This is a genomic window from Streptomyces sp. 150FB (assembly GCF_000818195.1).
Taxonomy (GTDB): domain Bacteria; phylum Actinomycetota; class Actinomycetes; order Streptomycetales; family Streptomycetaceae; genus Streptomyces.
Genome location: NZ_JTHL01000001.1, coordinates 6,294,542 through 6,300,473, shown reverse-complemented (window position 1 = coordinate 6,300,473; position 5,932 = coordinate 6,294,542). Strand labels below are relative to the sequence as shown.

Below are 5,932 nucleotides of genomic sequence, written 5' to 3'. Positions count from 1 at the left end.
GCCGCGCTGTCCGCCGGGCGCGGTGGCGTCGGCGGGACCCGCGCCGTTCGTACCACTCCCCGAGCCCTGGGGTACGGGGCCTTTGCGGCTGTGTCGTCCCACGCCCCGGATCAGCCCCTGGTGTAGTCGTCGATGAGTTCCCGGCAGGCCAGCGCGACCCGGTCCGGGTACTCCATCATGGCAACATGCCCGGCGTCCGGGAGCGTCAGAAGCCGGGAATCGCGGAAAGCGGACGACGCCTTACGCGCCATACGGTACGAAACAAGCTGATCCCGACCGCCGTAGACAAGCAGCGTGGGCGCCAGCACTCTTTCGGCCTGCCGCCACAGCGCGTGTTGACCGCCCAGGGTGTACGCGTTGACGATTCCGCGTGTCGACCGCGCCATCGCGTCCCAGAAGTACGGCAGTTGGAGCCGCCGCTCCATCTCGGCCACCGCGTGGGCCAGGTCGTCCTCCGAGACGATGGAGGGGTCCCCGTAACAGAGCCGCATCATGCCCCGGGTGCGCTGTTCGGGCGTGACTCCCCTGGTCAGCCTGGCGAAGAGCCTGACGACCCCGGGCAGCGCGGCCACCGCCGTGGGCATCGCGCCGCGCTGGACGAGGATCTCGGGCAGCGCCGGCGAGACCAGCGTCAGGGTGCGCACCAGGTCGGGGCGTACGGCGGCGACCCGCGTGACGACCGCGCCGCCGAGGGAGTTGCCCAGCAGGTGCACCGGGCCGCGCGCCTCGGCGTCGAGCAGCCTGATCACCGCGCGCGCATGGGCGGTGACGGAGTAGTCGCCGTCGTCGGGCGGCGGCGAGTCGCCGAAGCCCGGCAGATCGAGCGCCTCGCCGTCGACGAGGTCGGCGAGGAGCGGCATCAGGGCCGACCAGTTCTGCGAGGAGCCGCCGAGACCGTGCACGTACAGCGCGGGCGGCAGTCCTGTGCGGGCCGGGGGCCGGGACCGTACGGTCAGCGTCAGCCCGGACAGCGCCACGGACCTCAGCTTCTCCCCGTCAGCGACCCGTACGGCGCTCACCCGCGGAGCGAGGGCGGCGGTGAGCGTGTCGGACGGCTCGGTCGAAGACATGCGGGCAATGTTACGAGAGGATCACGCACCGATTGATGTGTTGGCCGTCACAGACCGCGTGGCGCCGGGCCGCCGTGCCTTCTACGCTCGATCTAGGGGCCGCTCGCTCCGAAGCCCTCTCGTACGAGTGGAGAAAGAGCCAGGTAACCCCAGGAAGAGGGGCACGGAATGTCGGACGAGACTCCGGAAGCGGACGCCGCAGAGCAGCGGACCGAGGTGCGGACGCACGACGACGACGAACTGCCCACCCATCTCGACACCGGGACGGCCGACGAGGGTGACCTCGTGGAACAGGCGCGTGAGGTCCCGCTCGACGAGGAGGACGACGAGGCCCTCCAGGACGAAGCTCTTCAAGACGGAGAAGACGACGCCGGGGCCGAGCCGGACCGGCCCTGAGCGAAAACCTCCCGGGCGGATCTTTTGCCCCGGATCAGGCACCCCTGGGCGTCCGCTCGGTGAAAATGTGCGCTCAGGCACCGCGTACCCGGGTTACCCGAAAGTACGATGGCAAACGCGGCGCATCGCGCGCACAGAACGAATTCTTGGGAGGCGGCGTGACAGCCATAGAGCAGACCGAGGCGGCACGCCCACGAGGGACGCGCCTGCCGCGCCGCGCCCGTCGCAATCAGCTTCTGGGAGCGGCCCAGGAGGTATTCGTCGCGCAGGGCTACCACGCGGCGGCGATGGACGACATCGCCGAGCGGGCCGGCGTCAGCAAGCCCGTCCTCTACCAGCACTTCCCCGGCAAGCTGGAGCTGTATCTCGCGCTGCTCGACCAGCACTGCGAGGCGCTGCTCCAGGCCGTGGTGACGGCGCTGGCGTCGACGACCGACAACAAGCTGCGCGTCGAGGCGACGATGGACGCCTACTTCGCGTACGTCGAGGAAGAGGGCGGCGCCTTCCGGCTGGTCTTCGAGTCGGACCTGACCAACGAGCCGGAGGTGCGCGGGCGGGTGGACCGGGTCGCGCTCCAGTGCGCCGAGGCGATCTCGGACGTGATCGCCGAGGACACCGGGCTCTCCAAGGACGAATCGATGCTGCTGGCCGTGGGCCTCGGCGGCGTCTCCCAGGTGGTCGCCCGCTACTGGCTCTCCAGCGAGTCCGCCATCCCCCGTGAGCAGGCCGTACAGCTCCTCACCTCGCTGGCCTGGCGCGGCATCGCCGGCTTCCCGCTGCACGGCACCGAGCAGCGCTGAGCCCGTTCGGGGCGCCGCCGGCGAGGCGTGTTCGCTGCGGGCGTTCCCCACGGGCGTCTTCCACCTGGTCCCACCGGGCTAATGTGTGCTGCGTACCGCGCGGCTGACCGCGCAACGCACTGACCGTTCGGAGGGACAAAGCCGTGGAGGTCAAGATCGGCGTGCAGCACGCACCCCGGGAGATCGTTCTGGAGAGCGGGCAATCCGCCGAGGACGTCGAGCGAGCCGTGGCCGACGCGCTGGCCGGCAAGGCACAGCTACTCAGCCTGAAGGACGACAAGGGGCGCAAGGTCCTCGTACCCGCCGAGCGGATCGCGTACGTGGAGATCGGTGAGCCGACGACCCGACGGGTCGGATTCGGCACGCTGTAGAACTCCTGAAGGACTGTCGTCACCGACACCGGAAGGGCCCGGCGGGATCTCCCGCCGGGCCCTTCCGTCGTGCCGGGCGCCCGTCCCTGACGCTCGTTCCGCGCGTTCCGCCCCATGCCGTTCCGGTAGCCGCCGTCATGATCGACGGAGGCCGGAAAAGAGGGTTGCCTTTCGTGTACGCCGGGTAATGACCGTGTGAACCGGCATACCGGCCCACGACGTTGTGAGGCGATCGGCAGTGATCTTGGAAGCTTTCGGATCCGTCCTGCTCGGGTTCGGACTGACGTGGGCCGTGTACCAGCGGCTGTCCCACCGGCTGCCCTCGCGCCGGCTCGTGTTCGGCGTGGGACCCTTCGGCGGTCTCCTCGGCGCCTATGTGACGCACATGGCACTCGGCCCCGGTCATGTACTCGCCGCCGTCGTCGGCGGTCTGACGGTCAGTGCGGTGGTGCTGTCGCTGCTGACGCGCCCCTCGGGCCGCCGCATACACGGCCCGATGCCTTCCTGAGCGGCGCCGTCCCCGCTCCCCCGAGTCGTTCCGTCTCCGCCGAGTCGGGCCCTCAGGCCGCCAGTCCCAGGGCCGCCATCCGCTTCGTGTGCGCCTCGGTGATCCGGGAGAACATCCGGCCCACCTCGGCGAGATCGAAGCCGTCGGCCACCCCGCCCACCAGCATCGTGGACAGCGCGTCCCTGTCGGCCACCACACGCTGCGCCTGCGAGAGCGCCTCGCCCATCAGCCGGCGGGCCCAGAGGGCGAGCCGTCCGCCGACGCGCGGTTCGCGCTCGATCGCCGCGCGCACCTTCTCCACGGCGAAGTTGCCGTGTCCGGTGTCGTCCAGGACGGCGAGCACCAGGGCGCGGGTGTCGGTGTCGAGCCTGGCGGCCACCTCACGGTAGAAATCGCTGGCGATCGAATCACCGACATATGCCTTGACCAGGCCTTCCAGCCAGTCGGAAGGCGCGGTCTGGCGGTGGAATTCGTCAAGCGCCCTGGCGAACGGATCCATCGCGCCGGTCGGTTCGACGTCGATCGCCCGCAGCCGGTCGTTCAGCCGCTCGAAGTGACCGAATTCGGCGGACGCCATTTTCGCGAGCGCGGCTTTGTCGGCCAGGGTGGGCGCGAGTTTGGCGTCCTCGGCGAGCCGCTCGAAGGCCGCCAGCTCCCCGTAGGCGAGCGCCCCCAGCAGGTCCACGACCGCCGCGTGGTACTGCGGATCGGTCGATGCGGTCTCCCAGCCCTGGGCGGCGATCCCGGTGGGCCGTACAGCGGTGGGCCCTACGGCGGTGGACTCGGGCGCGGTGGCGTGGTCAGGCGTCTCCATGGTGCGCACGATATCCCGCTCCCGCGCCCGCGTAAGAGGGCAGTCGGACGCACCTCTCGGACCGATCCGATGAATTCGGCCAACACACATGCGCGATTCCGGGGTACAGTGGTAAATGCGCCTGCCGTTTATCGGCGGGCCATCGCAGTGTTTGACCGAGGGGCATTTCCCTCGGACAGGCCCCAGAGGAAGCCCGGTCGGTGGCCCGATCGGCTCCGACCCGACCGCCCTCCGCGCGGACCGTGCGCACAGCAGCGCACGACTCGCAGATGAGGGGCCCCCTCAGCGGCACGAGCGCTCGAGCGACGGCAGTGGTCCCGCGCCATCCGGCCAATCCACGGTCGGCCGAGTACACAGGTGCGGTACGACCCCCAGCGTTCGCCTCGCGTCGCGTCTCACAGAAGAGGCAGCACCCTGACTACGACTTTCCGAGACCTCGGAATCCTCCCCGAGACGGCTGAAGCACTCGAAGCCGTCGGCATCATGTCTCCGTTCCCCATCCAGGAGATGACCCTCCCGGTCGCGCTGTCCGGCAAGGACGTCATCGGCCAGGCCAAGACCGGCACGGGCAAGACGCTCGGCTTCGGCCTCCCGCTCCTGGAGCGGGTCACCGTCCCCGCCGACGTCGAGGCGGGACGAGCCGTCCCCGAGCAGCTCACCAACGCCCCGCAGGCCCTCGTGGTCGTCCCCACCCGCGAGCTGTGCCAGCAGGTCACCAACGACCTCCAGACCGCCGGCAAGGTGCGCAACGTACGCGTCCTGGCGATCTACGGCGGCCGTGCCTACGAGCCGCAGGTCGAGGCCCTCAAGAAGGGCGTCGACGTGATCGTCGGCACACCGGGCCGGCTGCTCGACCTGGCCGGGCAGAAGAAGCTCGACCTCTCGCACGTACGCGGGCTCGTCCTCGACGAGGCCGACGAGATGCTCGACCTGGGCTTCCTGCCCGACGTCGAGCGGATCATCCAGCTCCTGCCGGCCAAGCGCCAGACCATGCTGTTCTCGGCGACCATGCCGGGCGCGGTCATCGGCCTCGCCCGCCGCTACATGTCGCAGCCGACGCACATCAGCGCCACCTCGCCCGACGACGCCGGCGCGACGGTCGCCAACACCACGCAGCGCGTCTACCGCGCCCACTCCATGGACAAGCCGGAGCTGGTCGCGCGCATCCTCCAGGCCGAGGGCCGCGGGCTCGCGATGATCTTCTGCCGTACGAAGCGCACGGCCGCCGACATCGCCGACCAGCTCGCCCAGCGCGGCTTCGCCTCCGGCGCGGTCCACGGCGACCTGGGGCAGGGCGCGCGCGAGCAGGCGCTGCGCGCGTTCCGCAACGGCAAGGTCGACGTGCTGGTCTGCACCGACGTCGCCGCTCGCGGTATCGACGTCGAAGGTGTGACACACGTCATCAACTACCAGTCGCCCGAGGAGGAGAAGACCTACCTCCACCGCATCGGCCGCACCGGCCGCGCGGGAGCGTCCGGCATCGCCGTCACGCTGGTCGACTGGGACGACATCCCCCGCTGGCAGCTCATCAACAAGGCCCTGGACCTCGGCTTCCCCGACCCGCCCGAGACGTACTCCACGTCCGCGCACCTCTTCGAGGAGCTGAACATCCCGGCCGGTACGAAGGGCATCCTGCCCCGTACGGACCGGACCCGCGCCGGGCTCTCGGCCGAGCAGGTCGAGGACCTCGGTGAGACCGGCGGCCGTGGCCGCGCCAAGTCGTCGGCGGCGGCACCCGCGGCCGTACGCGAGGAGCGCCCCGCCCGTACGCGTCCGCCGCGCCAGCGCCGCCGCACCCGTGGCGGTGGGGCACTCGACGCCACCGAGACGCAGGACGTGACGGGGACCGCGCCGACTTCGACACCGACCGGTGCTCCTGAGGCCGCCGGGACCACCGAGGCCCCGGCCGAGGCGCGTACCCCGCGCCGTCGCCGCCGTACCCGCGCCACCGCCGCCGAAGCGGTGGAGGCCGC

General features: G+C 70.7%; 7 protein-coding genes. 5 read left to right on the top strand and 2 right to left on the bottom strand.

The genetic code is table 11. The features are described 5' to 3' along the window. Positions 1-110 precede the first annotated feature (110 nt). Positions 111-1,070: an alpha/beta hydrolase gene (locus QR77_RS27265; RefSeq protein ID WP_040024696.1), complete on the bottom strand. Its 960-nt coding sequence runs from the start codon at positions 1,068-1,070 to the stop codon at positions 111-113. 168 nt (positions 1,071-1,238) lie between these two features. Between QR77_RS27265 and QR77_RS27260 the strand changes: the two genes are divergently transcribed. The 4 genes from QR77_RS27260 (at position 1,239) to QR77_RS27245 (ending at position 3,145) form a co-directional block, all read left to right on the top strand. Beyond that, complete coding sequence (locus QR77_RS27260) at positions 1,239-1,466, top strand: hypothetical protein (RefSeq protein ID WP_040024695.1); 228 nt, start codon at positions 1,239-1,241, stop codon at positions 1,464-1,466. Between the two features lie 158 nt (positions 1,467-1,624). Further along, positions 1,625-2,266 (top strand): TetR/AcrR family transcriptional regulator, encoded by a 642-nt coding sequence (locus tag QR77_RS27255; RefSeq protein WP_040024694.1) that lies wholly within the window; start codon positions 1,625-1,627, stop codon positions 2,264-2,266. Positions 2,267-2,409: 143 nt separating this feature from the next. Continuing rightward, entirely contained in the window at positions 2,410-2,637 is a 228-nt protein-coding gene (locus QR77_RS27250) for a DUF3107 domain-containing protein (protein ID WP_040024693.1), read from the top strand. 238 nt (positions 2,638-2,875) lie between these two features. After that, complete coding sequence (locus QR77_RS27245) at positions 2,876-3,145, top strand: hypothetical protein (protein WP_040024692.1); 270 nt, start codon at positions 2,876-2,878, stop codon at positions 3,143-3,145. A 52-nt stretch (positions 3,146-3,197) separates the two neighbouring features. Here QR77_RS27245 and QR77_RS27240 read toward each other — a convergent pair whose 3' ends face one another. Next, a complete protein-coding gene (locus tag QR77_RS27240) occupies positions 3,198-3,959 on the bottom strand; it encodes a ferritin-like fold-containing protein (protein WP_040028741.1) in 762 nt (253 codons plus the stop codon). Positions 3,960-4,442: 483 nt separating this feature from the next. Between QR77_RS27240 and QR77_RS27235 the strand changes: the two genes are divergently transcribed. Beyond that, the coding region (locus QR77_RS27235; RefSeq protein ID WP_040028740.1) for a DEAD/DEAH box helicase at positions 4,443-5,932 on the top strand (1,490 nt) is incomplete at its 3' end.

Coding starts and splice junctions, on each gene's coding strand:
- QR77_RS27240 (WP_040028741.1), bottom strand. CDS start 3,959: ATGGAGACGCCTGACCACGCCACCGCGCCCGAGTCCACCGCCGTAGGG.
- QR77_RS27260 (WP_040024695.1), top strand. CDS start 1,239: ATGTCGGACGAGACTCCGGAAGCGGACGCCGCAGAGCAGCGGACCGAG.
- QR77_RS27265 (WP_040024696.1), bottom strand. CDS start 1,070: ATGTCTTCGACCGAGCCGTCCGACACGCTCACCGCCGCCCTCGCTCCG.